The organism is Novosphingobium sp. SG720 (assembly GCF_012275365.1).
In the GTDB taxonomy this organism is placed as follows: Bacteria; Pseudomonadota; Alphaproteobacteria; order Sphingomonadales; family Sphingomonadaceae; genus Novosphingobium; species Novosphingobium rhizosphaerae.
In genome coordinates this window covers 495,930-512,431 of record NZ_JAAZQN010000001.1, presented here as the reverse complement: position 1 = coordinate 512,431, position 16,502 = coordinate 495,930, and the positions used below count along the sequence as shown (strand labels likewise).

Sequence of the window (16,502 nt, the reverse complement as noted above, 5' to 3'; positions counted from 1 at the left end):
CATGAAAATTGCGGTTTTGCCCGGCGACGGCATCGGCCCCGAAGTGACGCGTGAAGCGGTCCGCGTGATCGAGGCACTCGACCTTGGCATCGCGATGGAACAAGCGCTGGTCGGCGGCAGCGCCTACAAGGCCAGCGGCCACCCCCTGCCGCCCGAGACACTGGCGCTGGCCCGCGCGTCCGATGCCATCCTGTTCGGCGCGGTGGGCGATCCCGATTGCGACGCGCTGGAACGCCACCTGCGGCCGGAACAGGCGATCCTGGGTCTGCGCAAGGAACTGACGCTGTTTGCCAACTTGCGCCCGGCCAAGGTCTTTGCCGGGCTCGAAAGCCATTCCGCGCTGCGCCCCGAAGTGGCCGGCGCGATCGACCTGCTGATCGTGCGCGAATTGAACGGCGACGTCTATTTCGGCGAAAAGGGCTTCCGCCAGACCGCCAGCGGCGAGCGCGAGGGCTATGACATCATGTCGTACAGCGAAAGCGAAGTGCGCCGCATTGCCCATGTCGCGTTCCGCGCCGCGCTGGGCCGGGGCAAGCGCCTGTGCTCGGTGGACAAGGCCAACGTGCTCGAAACCTCGCAGCTGTGGCGCGACGTGATCGTGGAAGTGGCCAAGGAATATCCCGAAGTCGCGCTCGAACATATGTACGTCGACAACGCCGCGATGCAGCTGGTGCGCGCGCCGGGCAAGTTCGACGTGGTGGTGACCGGCAACCTGTTCGGTGACATCCTGTCCGACCAGGCCAGCATGTGCGTTGGTTCGATCGGGCTGCTCGCCTCGGCCTCGCTGGGTGAACGCCAGACCGCGCACGGCACCTTCGGCCTCTATGAGCCGATCCATGGTTCCGCGCCCGATATTGCCGGCCAGGGCCTGGCCAATCCGATGGCCACGATCCTTTCGGCCGCCATGCTGCTGCGCCATTCGCTGGGCCTGGCCGATGCGGCCGACCGCGTGGAAGCAGCCGTTGCCGCCACTCTGGCCGATGGCGTGCTGGGCCGCGACCTGGGCGGCACCGCCGGAACTGCGGAAATTGGTGACGCCGTGATCGCAAAGCTGTAAGCGCTGCGCCCCATGTTGCAACTGGCAGTCATTCTCCCGACCTTCAACGAGAGCAAGAACATTGCCTCGATGGTCGAACGGCTCGACAAGGCGCTCACCGGCATCGCCTGGGAAGCGGTCTTCGTCGACGATAACAGCCCCGATGGCACCGCCGATGTGGCGCGTGCCATCGGCCGCACCGATCCGCGCATCCGCGTGATCGAGCGGATCGGGCGGCGGGGCCTGGCCTCTGCCGCGATCGAGGGCATGTGCGCCACCGCCGCGCCGATCGTGGCGGTGATGGACAGCGATCACCAGCACGATCCCGCGCTGCTGCCACAGATGCTGGCCGCCATCACCAGCGGCGAGTGCGACGTGGCCTATGCCTCGCGCTTTGCCGAAGGGGCCAGCACCGAAGCCTGGGGCCGGCCCGATCGGGTGAAAGCCTCGGGCCTGGCCAACGCCATCGCCCGCAAGGTCACGGGCGTGCAGCTGACCGACCCGATGAGCGGGTTCTTCATGCTGCCCGCCACGGTGCTGCGCGCCGATGCGCACCGTCTGTCGGGCGTGGGCTTCAAGATCCTGCTCGATATTCTCGCCACGGTTGACGCGCCGCTGCGGGTAAAGGAATTTCCCCTGCACTTCGCCGCCCGGGCCGAAGGCGAATCGAAACTGGACCGTACCGTCGTGTTTGAATTCCTCATCGGCCTTTACGACAAGTGGCTTGGCCGCATCATCCCCACCCGCTTTGCCCTGTTCGGCACGGTCGGCGCGCTGGGCGCACTGGTGCACCTGGCCGTGCTCTATGTGGTGCTGCACTTGTTCGGCGCGGAATTCGCGCTCAGCCACTATCCCAAGGAAGCGGCGTTCATCGTCGGCCAGACCCTGGCTGCCTTGACCGCGATGACCTTCAACTTCGTGCTCAACAACGAACTGACCTATGCCGACAAGCGGCTGCGCGGGTTCATGCCGCTCACGCGCGGCTGGCTGAAATTCGCCGCCACTTGCGCGTTCGGCATGCTCGCCAACATCGGCGTCTCCACTGCGCTGGTGCGCGTCGGCTTCCATCCGATCTCGGCCGCGCTGGTGGGCATCGTGCTCGCCTCGGTGTGGAATTTCGCGCTGTCGAGCAAGTTCGTGTGGGGCAAGTATGGGTGATGGTTCCGGTGCCGGTGCGCTGCCCCGCTTGCAGTTGGCAATCGTGGCGGCAACCGGCATCTGGACGGTCTATTGCCTGCTGACATCACCTTATCCTTATTATGCGCCGCTGCAGAATGGCCCCACGCTAGCCATTCTGGGCGGCGTTGCCATATGGGCCTGGCGCCGCCCGCAACCCACGTCGGCCGTGGCATGCCTTTGCGCGTTCCTCGCCCTGCATGCGCTGGGCGGGAAATACATCTATTCCTACGTACCCTATGAACGCTGGGCGCAAGAGCTGGCCCTGCCCAGCCCCAACCGGCTGCTCGGCCTGCCGCGCAATTCCTATGACCGGCTGGTGCACTTTGCGTTCGGCCTGCTGATGGTCCACCCGATCCGCCAGGCACTGATGCGGCAGGGCGGCGTGGGGCCGCGCCTGTCGCTTTATGTCGCGGTGGAATTCGTGATGGCGGGAAGTTGCCTTTACGAGATCTTCGAATGGCTGCTGACCGTGATCATGGCCACCACGGATGCCGATGCCTACAACGGGCAGCAGGGCGACCTGTGGGATTCGCAAAAGGACATGGCCTGCGCCAGCGCCGGCGCGATCGTGGCGGGGGCGGTCATCGTGGCGCGGCGCATGGCGTCGAAAAGGGCTTCGACAGGCTCAGCCCGAACGGATTGAGACAACTGGTTTTTAGTACCCCTGCCCGGCCGAAATGCCCGTCACTTCCACACCGGCATCCAGGTGAAGAGGCGGAAGGACTTGACGCTGGGCAAGGGCAAGGCCGCCAGGATCGGGAAGAAATAGACGAAACCGAGCAAGGCCAGGGCCAGGCTGGTCCAGGCCGGCCAACGCAGACCCCGCCGCCAGAGCTGCGCCAGCACCAGCGCCAGCGCCGCGTCGAGGAACACGGCGGCAAGCTGGTAGTGGTAATAGAACTGGACCGGCTTGCCATTGATCGCCCAGAAGAACAGCGACCCCACGTAGAACAGCGCCACCATGCCGCTCAGCGCCGACAGGCGATCACGCCCGGTGGGCCACCACTTGCCCGGCAGCGCCAGGCTGCGGCGGGCCAGCGCCATCGCGCCGTCTGCCGCGCACCACAGCAGCGCGGGCAGCCCCGCCCACATCGTGTAGGGATTGCCGATCATCAGCACGCCGCGCTGGGCGCCGTCCCACTTTTCATAGAAGAACCAGATCGGCCGCGCGTTGAGCATCCACTGGTACCAGTGGCTCATGTAGCGGTGCGGCTTCACCACGCTGTCCTGCAATTTCAGCATGGTCTGCTGCCATTCCACCAGGTGCCAGGGGCTGAGCGGATTGACCGCATAGAACATCGCCGGCGTGAACGTGGCGAAATAGACCAGCACCGGCCAGATCCCGAGCCACAGTGCAGCCTCGATCAGGCACACGCCCGGCACCGGGCCGCCGGCACGCCCGACCAACCAGGCCAGGGCGCGATGCGGGCGGCCTGCGCTTGCCTGCCCCGCGCTGGCCTGCCCCGCACTGGCCCGCCAACGCGCATGGGCATACCACAGGCCGGGAAAGACCATCAGCGGCACGCCGTTCCACTTGCCGCCCATCGACAGGCCCATGAACAGGCCCGCCAGCACCAGGTGCACGCGCGCACCTTTGCGCGCCGCCAGCGCCCATTGCCAGAAGGCCAGGGCCAGCGAAGCGGCCATTGCCATGTCGAGGATGGCGATGCGCGACAGCACGAACCAGATGAAATTGGTCGCCAGGAACACGCCGAACAGCAGGGTGCCGCGGCCTGAAAGGCTGGCCCACCAGAACGCCCGGATCGCACCGTAAAGCCCGATCACGCCATAAAGCGCGTTGCAGAACCGCCAGCCGAACGGATTGTCGCCAAACAGCATCATGCCCAGCGCGATCAATTCCTTGCCCAGCAGCGGGTGTTCGGGATTGAGCCGGCTGGACAGCGCGATCAAGTGCCGCGCGGCAGGCAGGTAATGCACTTCATCGAACATGATCTTCGATGGCGTGCCCAGGCGCCAGAACACCAGCACGGCAAAGACCGCCACGATGGCCAGCACGCCACGGATCGGATCGGGTTCGGACGCGCGCGGCGGCAGCGGAATGGGCTGGTTCATGCAAGGCGCGCGATACGCCAGATCGGCAACCCTGTGCAATGGCCCCCGCCCGTGCAATGCCTTGCGCGCGCCGCCCCTGTTAACTAAGGCTGCGCGCCATGAAACGCGCAACCGGACAAGACCGCTCGATCACCCAATCCTGGCGCCCGGCCACCAAGGCCGTGCGCGGTGGCACCTGGCGTTCGGAAATGGGCGAAACGTCCGAAGCGCTGTTCCTGACCTCTGGCTATACCTATGACGACGCCGCCACCGTGGCCGCGCGGTTTGCCGGCGAGCAGGACGGCATGACCTATTCCCGCCTGCAGAACCCCACCGTGGCCATGCTGGAAGAGCGCATCGCCCTGATGGAAGGGGCGGAAAGCTGCCGCACCCAGGCCAGCGGCATGGCGGCGATGACCACGGCGCTGCTCTGCCAGCTTTCGGCCGGCGATCACATCGTTGCGGCCAAGGCGGCGTTCGGTTCGTGCCGCTGGCTGGTGGAAAGCCTGCTGCCGCGCTTTGGCGTGGAAGGCACCCTGATCGACGCGACCGACAATGCCGCGTGGGAAGCCGCGATCCGGCCCAACACCAAAGTGTTCTTTTTCGAGACACCGGCCAACCCGACGCTGGGCATCGTGGACATGGAATATGTCTGCGGCCTGGCCAAGGCGCACGGCATCACCACGGTGGTGGACAACGCCTTTGCCACTTATGCCCTGCAACGCCCGCTGGAATTCGGCGCCGACGTGGTGGCCTATTCGGCCACCAAGATGATGGATGGCCAGGGCCGCGTGCTAGCCGGCGCAGTGTGCGCCAGCCACGATTTCATCGAGAACAAGCTGCTGCCGTTCCAGCGCAACACCGGCCCCAACCTGGCGCCGTTCAACGCCTGGGTCGTGCTCAAGGGCCTCGAAACGCTGGACCTGCGCATTCATCGGCAAAGCGTGAATGCCCAGAAAGTGGCGGAATTCGTGGAAAAGCGCGTACCCACGATCCTGTACCCAGGCCTGGCGAGCCATCCCCAGCATGACCTGGCGATGCGGCAGATGAGCACGGGCGGCACGATCTTTTCGATCGTGCTCGATGGTGGGCGGGCCCAGGCGCATGCCCTGCTCGACGCGCTCAAGCTGATCGACATTTCGAACAACATCGGCGATTCGCGTTCGCTGATGTGCCACCCCGCCACCACCACCCACCATGGCGTGGGCCCCGAGGGCCGCGCCGACATGGGCGTGGGCGAAGGCATGCTGCGCCTGAACGTGGGACTGGAAGACCCGGACGACGTGATCGAGGACCTGGACCAGGCGCTCAAAGCCGCGGGGCTTTGAGCCGAAACCGCCAGCCCACGGCACGCATCTGGCCATTGAATTGCTCCGCCAAGCGCTTACAAGTGCGCCGGGCGGGGCTATAGACCGGAGCGTACCATTGCTGGCGGAAGCCCATCTTTCGGCCATCGTTCAATCATCGGACGATGCCATCATCAGCAAGTCGCTGGTGGGCATCGTGCTTTCCTGGAATCCCGCCGCCACGCGCATCTTCGGTTTCACCGAGGATGAGATGATCGGGCAATCGGTCCGCAAGCTCATCCCCGCCGATCGCCAGACCGAAGAAGACAGCATCATCGCCCGCATCGCGCGCGGTGAACGGGTCAAGACCTTTGAAACGATTCGCCAGCGCAAGGACGGCACGCGGTTTTGCGCCTCGCTGACCATTTCGCCGATCCTGGATGCCGATGGCACGGTGGTGGGCGCCAGCAAGATCGTGCGCGATGTGAGCGAACGCCAGGCCGCCGAGGCTGCCCTGGCAGAACGCGAACACCGCCTGCGCATGCTGGCCGACAACATATCACAGCTGGCCTGGGTTACCGATCCACATGGCAGCCTGATCTGGTTCAACAAGCGCTGGTATGATTACACGGGGCTGACCGAAGCGGATTCGCTGGTCAACCACGTGCCGGTGCACCATCCCGACCACGTCGATCGCGTGATGACCAAGTTCCACGACGACCTGGCCGCCGGACGCGAATGGGAAGACACCTTTCCCTTGCGTGGGCGCGATGGCGCCTATCGCTGGTTCCTGTCACGGGCCAAGCCGATCCGCGACCATACCGGCCAGATCGTCAACTGGTTCGGCACCAACACCGACGTGACGGAAATGCTGGAAAAGGAAGAGCAGATCCGGCTGCTGCTGATGGAAGTGAACCATCGGTCCAAAAACATGCTGGCCGTGGTTCAGGCGCTGGCCCGCCGATCGGGTGGCAGCGATCCCGATTTCCTGGCCCGCTTCGAAAACCGCCTGGCCAGCCTTTCGGCAAACCAGGACCTGTTGGTGCGGCGCGGGTGGCAACACATTCCCATGGCCGAACTGGTGGATGCGCAACTGGCGATCCTGGACCGCGACAGCCGGGCCCTGGTCAAGGTCTGCGGACCCGACCTGCTGCTATCGCCACGAACGGCTGAAATCGTCGGCATGGCGCTGCACGAGCTGGCGACCAACGCGCTCAAGTACGGTGCGCTGTCCCAGGGCACTGGCCAGGTTTGGCTCTGGTGGGAAGAGCGCGGCGATCGCTTTGTGGTGGAATGGCGCGAGCGCGGTGGCCCACGCGTGGAGCCGCCGCAGAACTCCGGCTTTGGCACCACGTTGATCCGGCACATTCCGGCGCGCAGCCTGAAAGCCGACGTGACGCTGGACTATGCGCCCGATGGCCTGGCCTGGCGCCTGGAGTGCGATGCCACCCTGGCCCGCACCCTGGCGTCATAACGCAGGCAACAGGGCCGTCAGCCCTGCCCTTCGCCGGCAGGATGTGCGTCGCCGGCCAGCCGGGCTTCAAGCGCCGCGATCCGGGCCTTGAGCGTTTCGACTTCTTCGCGTGCGGTGGCGGCCATTTCCTTGGCGGCGGCGAATTCCTCGCGGCTGACAAAGTCGAAGCCACCGAACACTTCGCGCGCCTTTTCCCGCGCGGTTTCGCCCGCTTCGCGGCCAAGGCCGGCCAGCGTGCCCGCGGCGCTGTTGAGCACCTTGACGAAATCAGCGATCATCGGGTTTTCGGTCTGCATGGCGGCCCATCCTGGGGTTGGAAATCTTGCCGCCTACATGGTGCGGGCGCCCGCGAACCGCAAGCGCCACCTGCAATTATCTCAGGCCAATTACCCCTGGCCGAAATCGATATGCACCGTCGACTGCGGCACGGCCGCGCCATCGGCATCGGGATTGAGCTGGATGAACTGGAAATTGAGGAACGCGGCAAAGCAGATCCAGGCCAGATAGGGCACCAGCAGCCAGGCCGCGGCCGGGCGCACCCGCCAGAATAGGAAGATGGTGAGCGCCACCAGCGGGATCATCGCCAGGATGATGCCCTGGGCGATCATCATGCGGTGCAGCGCAAAGAACACCGGGCTCCACGACAGATTGAGCAGCAGTTGCACCACGAAGGCCGCCACGGCGCCGGGCCGCCCGGGCGCGCCGCGTGCGGCCAGGATCATCGCCAGAGCCAGCCCCATCAGCAGGTAAAGCACGCTCCACACGATGCCGAACGTGGCAGGCGGCGGGAACGTCGCCGGCTTGACCAGCGCGGCAAACCACGGGTTGCTTGGCCCGCTGCCGGCCGACCGGCCCGACAGGAAGCCGAGCCCCAGCACCAGGGGGATGGTGAAGAGCGACCAGCGCACGAGGCTGGCGCGAAGCTGCGCGGGCGAAGCAAGATAACGCATGGTGTGGTTTTACGTCTGCCTCAAGCAATTGGTTCCGGTGAACCCGGCTCCGTGGTTCGGTATGGCAAGTGTCGTGGCTCTAGGCAATTGGCGAGGGAATCTCATTCCGAAACGCAGATATAAGGAATTCTACGTTGCCTTCTGGCCCGGTGATCGGGCTTTCGACGATCCCCTGGATGTCCCAGCCAGCGTTTTCCAGCCATTCGCGCACTTCGCCGCAGACCCGCGCGTGCAGCGCCGGATCGCGTACCACGCCGCCCTTGCCCACTTCGGCCCGGCCCACTTCGAATTGCGGCTTGATCAGCGCCACCAGCCGCGTGGGCCGGGTTGCCAGCGCCAGCGGCACTTCCAGCACTTTGGCAAGGGCGATGAAGCTGGCATCGCACACCACCCAGGTGGCCGGGCGATCGATGTGGGCAGGCGTGAGAATGCGCGCGCTGGTTTGCTCCAGAACGGTGACACGCGGGTCCTGGCGCAATTTCCAGGCCAGCTGGTTGGTGCCCGAATCCACCGCAAAGACGTGCTCCGCGCCCTTTTGCAGCAGCACGTCGGTAAACCCGCCGGTGGAGCTGCCGATGTCCATCGCCGTAACGCCCGCCGGATCGAGGCCGAAATGGTCGATCGCATGGGCGAGCTTGATCCCGCCACGCGAAACCCAGGGGTGATCGCGCCCGCGCACATCCAGCGCGGCATCGGCAGGCACGGTCTGGCCGGCCTTGGCCACCTTGGCCTCGCCCACATAGACCAGGCCCGCCAGGATCAGCGCCTGCGCGCGGGCGCGGCTTTCGGCCAGGCCACGCTCCACCAGCAACTGGTCCACGCGCGTTTTGGGCGCGGGCTTGGTCTTGGCCGGGGCCTTGACCGACGATTGCGCACGGGCTGCCGGATCGGGCGAAGGGGTTCGGGTTGTGGTCACGCACGCTTCCTTCCATAAGCCGGGCATGAAGATCAACCGCGCCGCCCGGCAAGGGCGCATTTCTCCGCCGCGAAATTCCCTGATCGTGGCCGTACTGGCCGCGCTGGCCACGGCCTGCGCGCCGCAGGCCGTGATCCCGCCCGCGCCTGTCCGCCAGGCACCGCCACCACCACCGCAACCCGCCCCGCCGCCCGTGGCCAGCGCGCCGCTCGATTGGCGCGACCAGCCGCAAACACCGGGCACCTGGCGCTATGCCGCCAGGCAGGCGCAATTCGGCATGGCCGGCGCGGGCCCGGTCTTTGCGATGGAATGCCGCCAGGGCCAGGTTGCCCTGACGATCGCGGGCAGCGCCACGCAGCCCGTGCCCGCCGCCATCACCACCACCAGCCAGCAGCGCGCACTCAGCGCCGCGCCGGCTGGCCCGGCGGCGCTGGTGATCACGCTGCCGGCGCGCGACAATCTGCTCGATGCCATGGCCTTCAGCCGGGGACGCTTCATGGTGGAAGTCAACGGGTTGCCCACGCTGATCCTGCCGGCCTGGGCCGAAGTGGGCCGCGTGGTGGAAGATTGCCGCTGATTGCCAAGCGGGCACGCAAGCCCGAACATTGGGGGCGCAAAGCCGCAGCGAAACCGCCGGGCAGATCGGTTCAAATCCGCCTGGATACCGGCACGAAGCAGCGATTTTGACGGCAAAATAATTGAATGCAAGTCTTGTTGTTTGGCGATCAATTGCGCACATAGATCACAAGGCCGGTGAGCGGATGGAAAACCCTCCTGGCCCAGCTGTTCGGAACGCCCCGGGCAGCGACTTTGGCTCAACAGCGCGAAAGGAGGTGATCCGATGTCTCATGGTTCAGCAGAGAGGTCGGCATTCCGCAGCGCGAGGCATTATCACTGATTTCCAGCACAGTGATAAAGGCTTCGTGAGCGGCACTTCCGGCCGCTGACCATGCGAAGGGCCGCTTCGGATTGCCGAGGCGGCCCTTCACATTTATTTCTTTTTCCTTGCCATTGGCGCAACAATCGTTCAACGGGCGAATCACCGATTCCTGTTTTTGCCCAGTTCCCTTTTGTGCAAGGATGATTGTGCCATGGCGACCACCGCCGCGCCTGCTTTGACCTTTACCCGCGTTCCCCACCCCGCGCCGGCTGCGGCCGAGGTGCGCGCGCAGGTACTGGCCAATCCCGGCTTCGGCACCAAGTTTTCCGACCACATGGTGTCCATCGACTGGACCGAGGCGGAAGGCTGGCACAACGCACAGATCCTGCCCTATGGCCCGATCGCGCTCGATCCGGCGGCAGCCGTGCTGCACTATGCCCAGGAAATCTTCGAAGGGCTCAAGGCCTATCGCCTGGCCGACGGCGGCATCGCCCTGTTCCGTCCCGAAGCCAACGCGGCGCGCTTCAACGCATCGGCGCGGCGCCTGGCCATGGCCGAAATCCCCGAAGCGCTGTTCGTGGAAGCCGTGGAGCAGCTGGTCCTGGCCGACCGCGACTGGTTCCCCACGGTCGAAGGCGGCTCGCTCTACCTGCGTCCCTTCATGTTTGCGTCCGAAGCGTTCCTGGGCGTGCGCCCGGCCAAGACCTATCGCTTCATGGTCATCGCGAGTCCCGCCGGCAACTATTTCAAGTCGGGCTCGCCCGCCGTGTCGATCTGGGTGAGCGACTATACCCGCGCGGCGCCGGGCGGCACCGGCGCGGCCAAGTGCGGGGGCAACTATGCCGCCAGCCTGGTGCCCACCGCCGAAGCCTTTGCCCGTGGCCACGACCAGGTGCTGTTCCTGGACGCGGCCGAGCACAAGTGGATCGAGGAACTGGGGGGCATGAACTTGTTCTTCGCGTTCGACGATGGCTCGATCCTCACCCCGCCGCTGTCGGGCACGATCCTGCCGGGCATCACCCGCGAAAGCCTGATCGCGCTGGCGCGCGAGGAAGGCCTGACCGTGCGCGAGGAACGCTATAGCCTCGACCAGTGGCGCGCCGACGCCGCCTCGGGCAAGCTGGTCGAAACCTTTGCCTGCGGCACCGCCGCCGTCGTCACCCCGGTGGGCAAGGTGGCCGACCACAATGGCGAATTCGTCATCGGCTCGGGCGGCCCTGGTCAACTGACGCAAAAGCTGCGCCAGCGCCTGGTGGCGATCCAGCGCGGCGAGGCCGCCGACAGCCACGGCTGGGTCAAGCAGATCGCCTGATCGCGCTTGCCGTCACGCGTACCCCTGCCTATTCCCGTGGGAAAAGGCGGGGGATGCACATGGCACAATTGACATTGGAACAAGGCCGGTTCCGGCTGGATCGACTGACGCGGGCGCTTTCGTGGCTGTTGCCAACAACGGCCATCCTGATGGTGTTGACGATTGGCACGGTGGAAGTCGGGTTGCCCCCAGCTATCGCCGGCCTATTCGCCGTGTTGCTGTTGGTAGCCTTTCCGGTGTGCGCGATAATGGTCGCCTTTTGGTTCCATCGCGCCAATGCCAACCTCCATGATGCGGGCATTGCCATGAACCATGGGCCCCATATGGCCTGGATATGGTTCCTGGTGCCGATTGCCAATTTGTTCAAACCCTATCAGGTGCTGCGCGAAATCTGGGTCGACAGTCACCGCCTGGCCGACAGCTTTGCCGCGCCCAGCCCTTCGCAACTGGGTTTGTGGTGGGGCGGCTGGATCGTCAGTACGGTGTTGTTTCGGATAGCCGACACGCTAACCCTGGGTGGCGGAGCGAAAGGCGTGGCCGTGATCGTCACCGTCGCGGCGCTGGCCACTTTTTCCGCAAGCACGCTGGCGCTACGCACGCTGATTCGCGAAGTGAACACGGCGCAGCATGGGCTGGCCGACGCAGCAGTGTTCGCCTGACCTAAGGGACGGCTCGCCCGCACCGGCGTTCGCGCCGATAGGCCGAACATGGCCAGTGCCCCCACGTTTCCCGTCACCCGCGCCGATGCGCTTTTCCGCCTGGCGCAGTTCGTGCCGCTGGCGGGCGCCGCCTACGCCAAGGGGCGCAATTTCGATTGCGGGCCGGGGCAACATGATCGCGTCTCGCGCCTGTCGGCGGCGCTGCGGCGGCGCACGATCAGCGAAGGCGAGGTGGTGCAGGCCGTCCGGGCCGAACACGGACCAGAGGCAGCGGCCAGTTTCATCAGCGAAGTGTTCTGGCGCACTTATTGGAAAGGCTGGCTGGAGCAGCGCCCGGCGATCTGGACACGCTATCTGGCTGGGCGCGATGCGGCGCGCCAAGCGTTGCTGCGCGATCCCGATCTGGCCGGGCGGCATGGCGATGCCGTGGCGGGGCACACCGGGATCGACGCGTTCGACCACTGGATGGGCGAGTTGGGGGAGACGGGATACCTGCACAACTGGGCGCGGATGCAGGTGGCGTCGATCTGGATCTTCACGCTGGGCCTGCCTTGGGAACTGGGCGCCGCGCATATGCTGGACCGGCTGCGCGACGGCGATCCGGCGTCCAACACGCTCTCGTGGCGGTGGGTGGCGGGCCTGCACACGGCGGGCAAGGCCTATCTGGCCGATGGCGTGCGCATCGCTGCGATGACCGGAGGCCGCTTTGCCCCTCAAGGGCTTGCCACCCAGGCGACCATCCCGGTCGAAGCCGCCGCGCCTCCGGCCGCGCCCTGGCGCACGGTAACGCCGCCCGATCCGGCGGTGCCCGCGCTGGCCTGGATCACGCCCGAGGACGCCGGGCTGGAACAGGAAGCGACTTTCGCCGCCCTGCCGCTGCGCGGTGTCGTGGCCTGTCGCAGCCATGCGCTAAACGAAGCCGACCGCGCCGCCCTCACCGATGGCCTGGCGCGCGCGGCAGACCGCTGGCAGGTCCCCGCGCAGTGGATCGACAGCCCGACCGACCTGGGCGATGCGGCGCAAGCGGCCGGAACCCGCCAGATCGTGACCGGTTATATCCCGGCAGGCCCACTCGCCGATGCATTGCCCACGATCAGAGCCACTTTGCAGGCATCCGGCCTTGGGCTGGCCGAGCATCTGCGCCATTGGGACAAGACCGTCTGGCCGCATTGCCGGCGCGGTTTCTTTGCCCTGAAACAGGAGATTCCCGCGTTGTTGAAGCAACTGGCATGAGCGATAGCGCGGGACGCAAGGTGCCCAGCGGGCGGCTGGCCCGGCTGGCTGCCTTTGGCGAATTGGCGGGTGGCCTGGCCGGCGGCGCCGTGGCCGAAGGCGCGCGGCGGCTGGCGCGGGGCGAGCGGCCGCAACTGGGCGACCTGGTGCTGACCCCGGCCAATGCCCTGCGCGTGACGGAGCAATTGTCCCGCCTGCGCGGCGCAGCGATGAAGCTGGGGCAGATGCTCTCGCTCGATGCCGGAGACATGCTGCCGGCTGAACTGACCGCAATTCTGGCGCGGCTGCGCGATTCGGCGCACCATATGCCACCCACCCAGCTGCAAAAGGTGTTGAACGCGGAATGGGGTGCCGATTGGCGCCGGCGCTTTGCCCATTTCGACCCGCGTCCGCTAGCCGCCGCCTCGATCGGCCAGGTGCACCGCGCCCGCCTGCCCGACGGGCGCGAACTGGCGATCAAGGTGCAATATCCTGGTGTGGCCGGCAGTATCGATGCCGATGTGGACAATGTCGCCACGCTGCTGCGCCTGTCCAACCTGCTGCCGGCCTCGCTCGATATCGCGCCCCTGCTGGCCGAGGCCAAGCACCAGTTGCACGAAGAGGCCGACTATGTGCGTGAGGCGGCACATATGCGGCGCTACCGCGACCTGCTGGCCGATGATCCGCGCTTCGTCGTGCCCACGCCGGTGGAAGACCTGACCACCACCCGCGTGCTGGCGATGGATTTCGTGGCGGGGCGGCCGATCGACACGCTGGCCGATGCAGCCCAGGACCAGCGCGACGCCATACTGGCGGCGCTGCTCGACCTGGTGCTGCGCGAACTGTTCGTGTTCGGCTTCATGCAGACCGATCCCAACTTTGCCAACTATCGCTGGCAACCCGACAGCGGACGGCTGGTCCTGCTCGACTTCGGCGCCGCCCGCGCCGTTCCGCCCGAGACGGCCGCTGCCTATCGCGCAGTGCTGGCCGCCGGGCTGGCCGAAGACCCCACCGCCCTGCGCGCGGCGATTCTCGACGTGGGCTTCGTTTCGCCCACCCTGCTGGAGCGGCACGGCACGCGCATCGATGCGATGATCGCGGTGTTGATGGAGCACCTTTCGCGGCCCGGCCCACTGGATTTTTCAGACCGCCGCTTTGTGGAGCAGTTGCGCACGATCGGCCGCCCGATCGCGGAAGACCGTGCCGCCTGGCATGTGCCGCCGGTGCAGACGCTGCTGGTACAGCGCAAGGTCAGCGGGACCGCCCTGCTGGCCGTGCGCATGCGCGCACATGTGCCGATTCGCGAACTGGCGGCAGAGGCGATCAGAACTCGTTGAAGCCTTCGTCGGAATGGGCCAGCGCCAGGTTGCCGCTATAGGCGGGGGCCGGTGCGGCACGCCGTGACGGCGCGCTGGCCGGGCGATAGGCGCTGGCGCGGTTTTCTATGCCGAACCGGTCGACCAGGTCGGTGAGTTGGCGCGCCTCGGTTGCCAGGCTCTTGGCCGCGGCAGTGGCTTGTTCCACCATGGCGGCGTTCTGTTGCGTGGTGCGATCCATTCCGCTCACCGCCACGTTGATCGTGCCCAGGCTTTCCGACTGGTTTTCCGATCCGTCGCGAATGCGTTCGACCAGCGCGGTAATCTGTGCGATGCGCTGGCCGATCGCGGTGAACGCCTCACCCGCCCGGCGCACCAGTTGCACCCCGCCCGAGACTTCACGGCCGGAGGATTCGATCAGGCTGCGAATCTGGCTGGCGGCATCGGAAGAACGCTGCGCCAGGGCGCGCACTTCGCTGGCCACCACGGCAAAGCCCTTGCCCGCTTCGCCAGCGCGCGCGGCTTCTACCCCGGCGTTGAGCGCAAGCAGGTTGGTCTGGAACGTGATCCCGTCAATCACGCTGATGATCTGGCTGATTTCGTCCGATGCCTTTTCGATGTTGCCCATCGCAGCCACCGCCTCGCGGATGGTCTGCCCGCCCTCGCCCGCTTCGCGCACGGCCGTGCTGACCACGCCGGCGGCCTCGGTGGCGCTGTTGGCGGTGTCCTTCACGGTCACGGTCACTTCGCCCAGCTTGACCGAGGCGGCGCTGAGATCGGCCGCCTGCGCTTCGGACCGGATCGACAGATCGTCGCTGGCCGCGTCGATCTCGCGCGCGCCGTTCTCGATCGCCGCGGCGGCGATGGAAACGGAGCTGATCGCATCGTGCAGCGCCTTGACCGCGCCGTTGAAATCGGTGCGCAGCTTGGCAAAGGCGGGGGAAACCTGGGGCATCGTGACGGTCAGGTCACCCTGCGCCAGGCGATCAAGCGCGCTGACCATGGCATTGACCAGTTCGCGCATCTCGTGATCGGCTTCCTCGCGCGCCTTGCTGGTTTCGCGCAGGTTCACCGCGGCGCGGGCCAATTGGCCGATGTCGTCGTGGCGATCGTCGAACGGCACGCTGGTGTTGTAGTGGCCTTGGGTGATGCGGGCGATGGTGCTGGCCAGTTCGCCCAGCTCACCCGAGATCGAACCGCGCACCCGGCGCGCCAGCAGGAACGAGAATGCGCCGATCACCAGGCTGATCGCGCCGGTCACGGCCAGGGTCACCCAGGCCAGCATGGTCTGCTGCTGGGCCACGGCCTCGGCCTTGGCGATCACCGGATTGCGGATCTTCTCGATGGTGTCGTCCAGTTCGTCTCCCACCGCCTCGGCCCGCGTGAGCGTGGCGTGGTCCACCTGGCCATTGGCAAAGGCCTGGTTGACCAGGGCGATATAGGTTTCGAACTTCTGGCCCACCTGATCCACCACGGCGTCTTCGGAATCATCGAGTTCGGCCTTTGCCGCCGCCATCGAATCCTTCATGTCGCCGATATTGCCGTCGACATCCTTGCGGCTGTCGGCCGTGTTGATCGCGGCATGGCGGAACACGTCGCGCGCGAGCGACGTAAAGTCTTTCTCGAGCATCGCGGCGCGGACCGCCTGCTGGCTGTAGATGTGGGCCTGGCGCTGCCGGTCCAGCGCGAACAGCGAGCTGGTGATGATCGTGGCAAACACGACGACGGCGGAAATCACCGCGGCGCGCGCCTGGATGTTGAGCCGCGCATCGATCGACTTGTCTTCCAGCCTGCCCGCCAGCCCGCTTGCCCATGCCATGTATCGTACCCTTGTCCTTGCAACCTGGCAGGCCGATGCAGTGCCTGCCTTTCACCAGGGGGCATAGCGTGCCCGCTGCAAGGCTTTGGTAAGCAGGGTATCCGGCGCTTTCCCTATCCGGGACAGGTTCCCGGCGTGGCCCCAGCCAGTTGCATGGTTGCCGTGCGGGCGTCCGCTTCGGCGCGCGAAAGGCGCCGCGCCGCGCCGGTCTGCCCGTCGATGAGCAAGGCGGCATGGCATTCGTCGTCGGGCGCGGGGCCCCCGTCGCGCGGCAGGGTGCGCAGCATGCTGTCGTGTCCATCGCGATAGAGCACGCGCAGCACCGGCTGTTCGTGCTCGGCCCGCTGGCGCGCCGCCGGAGCCTGCTGACAGGCTGCGAGCATAGTCAGCATCGGGGCCAGCCCCAGGACG

At 66.4% G+C, this 16,502-nt stretch carries 17 protein-coding genes; 10 read left to right on the top strand and 7 right to left on the bottom strand.

Annotation, left to right across the window (positions count from 1 at the left end; translation table 11 throughout):
• Position 1 precedes the first annotated feature (1 nt).
• Genes leuB through FHW94_RS02340 form a run of 3 tightly spaced genes read left to right on the top strand, consistent with a single transcriptional unit; the run spans position 2 to position 2,858 of the window.
• Positions 2-1,057 carry a 3-isopropylmalate dehydrogenase gene (gene leuB / locus FHW94_RS02350; protein ID WP_168554170.1) on the top strand — a complete coding sequence of 352 codons (1,056 nt, stop codon included), beginning with the start codon at positions 2-4 and terminating at the stop codon, positions 1,055-1,057.
• A 12-nt stretch (positions 1,058-1,069) separates the two neighbouring features.
• Positions 1,070-2,194, top strand: coding sequence for a glycosyltransferase family 2 protein (locus FHW94_RS02345; RefSeq protein ID WP_168554169.1), 1,125 nt, complete (start codon positions 1,070-1,072; stop codon positions 2,192-2,194).
• Positions 2,187-2,858, top strand: coding sequence for a DUF2238 domain-containing protein (locus FHW94_RS02340; RefSeq protein ID WP_168554168.1), 672 nt, complete (start codon positions 2,187-2,189; stop codon positions 2,856-2,858). The genes FHW94_RS02345 and FHW94_RS02340 overlap by 8 nt, the downstream gene beginning before the upstream one ends.
• 41 nt (positions 2,859-2,899) lie before the next feature.
• Here FHW94_RS02340 and FHW94_RS02335 read toward each other — a convergent pair whose 3' ends face one another.
• Positions 2,900-4,288, bottom strand: coding sequence for a glycosyltransferase family 39 protein (locus FHW94_RS02335; RefSeq protein ID WP_168554167.1), 1,389 nt, complete (start codon positions 4,286-4,288; stop codon positions 2,900-2,902).
• Between the two features lie 98 nt (positions 4,289-4,386).
• On the opposite strand from FHW94_RS02335, the gene FHW94_RS02330 reads away from it, so the two are divergent.
• Positions 4,387-5,595 carry an aminotransferase class I/II-fold pyridoxal phosphate-dependent enzyme gene (locus FHW94_RS02330; protein WP_168554166.1) on the top strand — a complete coding sequence of 403 codons (1,209 nt, stop codon included), beginning with the start codon at positions 4,387-4,389 and terminating at the stop codon, positions 5,593-5,595.
• Between the two features lie 97 nt (positions 5,596-5,692).
• Positions 5,693-7,027 (top strand): PAS domain S-box protein, encoded by a 1,335-nt coding sequence (locus FHW94_RS02325; RefSeq protein WP_168554165.1) that lies wholly within the window; start codon positions 5,693-5,695, stop codon positions 7,025-7,027.
• 17 nt (positions 7,028-7,044) lie between these two features.
• Here the strand turns inward: FHW94_RS02325 and FHW94_RS02320 are convergent, their stop codons facing one another.
• The 3 genes from FHW94_RS02320 to FHW94_RS02310 all read right to left on the bottom strand — a co-directional run bounded on the left by FHW94_RS02320 (position 7,045) and on the right by FHW94_RS02310 (position 8,893).
• Entirely contained in the window at positions 7,045-7,323 is a 279-nt protein-coding gene (locus tag FHW94_RS02320) for an accessory factor UbiK family protein (protein WP_168554164.1), read from the bottom strand.
• A 90-nt stretch (positions 7,324-7,413) separates the two neighbouring features.
• Entirely contained in the window at positions 7,414-7,977 is a 564-nt protein-coding gene (locus FHW94_RS02315; protein WP_168554163.1) for a TspO/MBR family protein, read from the bottom strand.
• A gap of 79 nt (positions 7,978-8,056) precedes the next feature.
• The gene (locus FHW94_RS02310) at positions 8,057-8,893 is read right to left on the bottom strand and encodes a TlyA family RNA methyltransferase (RefSeq protein WP_168554162.1); all 837 of its coding nucleotides are present in this window, start codon (positions 8,891-8,893) and stop codon (positions 8,057-8,059) included.
• A 25-nt stretch (positions 8,894-8,918) separates the two neighbouring features.
• Between FHW94_RS02310 and FHW94_RS02305 the strand changes: the two genes are divergently transcribed.
• The gene (locus FHW94_RS02305) at positions 8,919-9,470 is read left to right on the top strand and encodes a hypothetical protein (RefSeq protein ID WP_168554161.1); all 552 of its coding nucleotides are present in this window, start codon (positions 8,919-8,921) and stop codon (positions 9,468-9,470) included.
• 238 nt (positions 9,471-9,708) lie between these two features.
• Here the strand turns inward: FHW94_RS02305 and FHW94_RS02300 are convergent, their stop codons facing one another.
• Complete coding sequence (locus tag FHW94_RS02300; protein ID WP_168554160.1) at positions 9,709-9,936, bottom strand: hypothetical protein; 228 nt, start codon at positions 9,934-9,936, stop codon at positions 9,709-9,711.
• 48 nt (positions 9,937-9,984) lie between these two features.
• On the opposite strand from FHW94_RS02300, the gene FHW94_RS02295 reads away from it, so the two are divergent.
• From FHW94_RS02295 to FHW94_RS02280, 4 genes are read left to right on the top strand one after another with little or no spacing between them, the layout of a single operon-like run.
• On the top strand, positions 9,985-11,085 hold the full coding sequence (locus FHW94_RS02295; RefSeq protein WP_168554159.1) for a branched-chain amino acid aminotransferase: 1,101 nt from the start codon (positions 9,985-9,987) through the stop codon (positions 11,083-11,085).
• A gap of 53 nt (positions 11,086-11,138) precedes the next feature.
• Entirely contained in the window at positions 11,139-11,744 is a 606-nt protein-coding gene (locus tag FHW94_RS02290; RefSeq protein WP_168554158.1) for a DUF4328 domain-containing protein, read from the top strand.
• A gap of 48 nt (positions 11,745-11,792) precedes the next feature.
• A complete protein-coding gene (locus tag FHW94_RS02285; protein WP_168554157.1) occupies positions 11,793-12,977 on the top strand; it encodes an FAD-binding domain-containing protein in 1,185 nt (394 codons plus the stop codon).
• A complete protein-coding gene (locus tag FHW94_RS02280) occupies positions 12,974-14,293 on the top strand; it encodes an AarF/ABC1/UbiB kinase family protein (RefSeq protein ID WP_168554156.1) in 1,320 nt (439 codons plus the stop codon). The genes FHW94_RS02285 and FHW94_RS02280 overlap by 4 nt, the downstream gene beginning before the upstream one ends.
• Here the strand turns inward: FHW94_RS02280 and FHW94_RS02275 are convergent.
• Positions 14,280-16,091, bottom strand: a complete 1,812-nt coding sequence (locus tag FHW94_RS02275) for a methyl-accepting chemotaxis protein (RefSeq protein WP_168554155.1) — start codon at positions 16,089-16,091, stop codon at positions 14,280-14,282. The genes FHW94_RS02280 and FHW94_RS02275 overlap by 14 nt on opposite strands.
• Positions 16,092-16,204: 113 nt before the next feature.
• Positions 16,205-16,483 (bottom strand): hypothetical protein, encoded by a 279-nt coding sequence (locus FHW94_RS02270; protein WP_168554154.1) that lies wholly within the window; start codon positions 16,481-16,483, stop codon positions 16,205-16,207.
• Positions 16,484-16,502 lie beyond the last annotated feature (19 nt).